Below are 2,125 nucleotides of genomic sequence, written 5' to 3' on the forward strand. Positions count from 1 at the left end.
TTGTGGTCCAGCCGTGTTGATGGGTAGGAGAGCGTCGTGTGGCGAGTGAAGCGGCGGGGTGACCCAGCCGTGGACGCTACACGAGTGAGAATGCAGGCATGAGTAGCGAAAGACGTGTGAGAAACACGTCCTCCGAAAGACCAAGGGTTCCAGGGTCAAGCTAATCTTCCCTGGGTAAGTCGGGACCTAAGGCGAGGCCGACAGGCGTAGTCGATGGACAACGGGTTGATATTCCCGTACCGGCGAAGAACCGCCCAAGCTAATCCAGTGGTGCTAAGTGCCCGAATTCCTTCTTATCGATCCCTTCGGGGTGAGAGGGGAGGAGCTAGCGCATGACCCCATGCTGGTGCGGTTAGCGTATTAACAGGTGTGACGCAGGAAGGTAGCCCAAGCCAGGCGATGGTTGTCCTGGTGCAAGTGCGTAGGCCGAGTGATAGGCAAATCCGTCACTCATACAGGCTGAGACACGATGCGGATAAAAAGTGGGTGATCCTATGCTGCCGAGAAAAGCATCGACGCGAGGTTCCAGCCGCCCGTACCCCAAACCGACTCAGGTGGTCAGGTAGAGAATACCAAGGAGATCGAGAGAATCGTGGTTAAGGAACTCGGCAAAATGCCCCCGTAACTTCGGGAGAAGGGGGGCCATCCGCTTATTAGGATTTACTCCGAAAGGGCGTGGTGGCCGCAGAGACTAGTGGGTAGCGACTGTTTACTAAAAACACAGGTCCGTGCCAAGTCGCAAGACGATGTATACGGACTGACGCCTGCCCGGTGCTGGAAGGTTAAGAGGACCGGTTAGCCGCAAGGCGAAGCTGAGAATTTAAGCCCCAGTAAACGGCGGTGGTAACTATAACCATCCTAAGGTAGCGAAATTCCTTGTCGGGTAAGTTCCGACCTGCACGAATGGCGTAACGACTTCCCAACTGTCTCAACCGCGAACTCGGCGAAATTGCATTACGAGTAAAGATGCTCGTTACGCGCAGCAGGACGGAAAGACCCCGTGACCTTTACTACAGCTTGGTATTGGTGTTCGGTGTGGCTTGTGTAGGATAGGTGGGAGACTGTGAAGCAGGGACGCTAGTTCTTGTGGAGTCGTTGTTGAAATACCACTCTGGTCACTCTGGATATCTAACTTCGAACCGTAATCCGGTTCAGGGACAGTGCCTGGTGGGTAGTTTAACTGGGGCGGTTGCCTCCCAAAAAGTAACGGAGGCGCCCAAAGGTTCCCTCAACCTGGTTGGCAATCAGGTGGCGAGTGTAAGTGCACAAGGGAGCTTGACTGTGAGACTGACAGGTCGAGCAGGGACGAAAGTCGGGACTAGTGATCCGGCAGTGGCTTGTGGAAGCGCTGTCGCTCAACGGATAAAAGGTACCTCGGGGATAACAGGCTGATCTTGCCCAAGAGTCCATATCGACGGCATGGTTTGGCACCTCGATGTCGGCTCGTCGCATCCTGGGGCTGGAGTAGGTCCCAAGGGTTGGGCTGTTCGCCCATTAAAGCGGTACGCGAGCTGGGTTTAGAACGTCGTGAGACAGTTCGGTCCCTATCCGCTGCGCGCGTAGGAAGTTTGAGAGGATCTGACCCTAGTACGAGAGGACCGGGTTGGACGAACCTCTGGTGTGCCAGTTGTTCCGCCAGGAGCACCGCTGGTTAGCTACGTTCGGGATGGATAACCGCTGAAAGCATCTAAGCGGGAAGCCGGCCTCAAGATGAGACTTCCATACCTTCGGGTGAGAGGCTCCCAGCCAGACTACTGGGTTGATAGGCCGGATGTGGAAGCGCAGTAATGCGTGAAGCTGACCGGTACTAATAAGCCGATGACTTGATAACACACCGTTTTTGGTGCTTGCGTCCACTGAGTGGTTCCCGATGTACGGTCGGGAACTCAACAACACAATTCTTATGTTGTGTGTTGACGATACACATCAATAGTGTTTCGGCGGCCATAGCGAGAGGGAAACGCCCGGTTACATTCCGAACCCGGAAGCTAAGCCTCTCAGCGCCGATGGTACTGCAGGGGGGACCCTGTGGGAGAGTAGGACACCGCCGGACTTCTTTTAAACGAAAGGGCCACCCAACGCTGGGTGGCCCTTTCGCGTTAACAACACCCACACGCAACCGAAC

The 2,125-nt window shown here is 55.3% G+C and carries 2 rRNA genes (1 of these 2 running past the window's edge); both read left to right on the forward strand.

The window, feature by feature from the left end:
• Positions 1-1,831 (forward strand): 23S ribosomal RNA (locus AB0O93_RS16105); it begins 1,376 nt to the left of the window's first position.
• Between the two features lie 105 nt (positions 1,832-1,936).
• Positions 1,937-2,053, forward strand: a 5S ribosomal RNA gene (gene rrf / locus AB0O93_RS16110).
• Positions 2,054-2,125 lie beyond the last annotated feature (72 nt).

This window comes from Microbacterium sp. NPDC077184 (genome assembly GCF_040687055.1).
Lineage (GTDB): Bacteria > Actinomycetota > Actinomycetes > Actinomycetales > Microbacteriaceae > Microbacterium.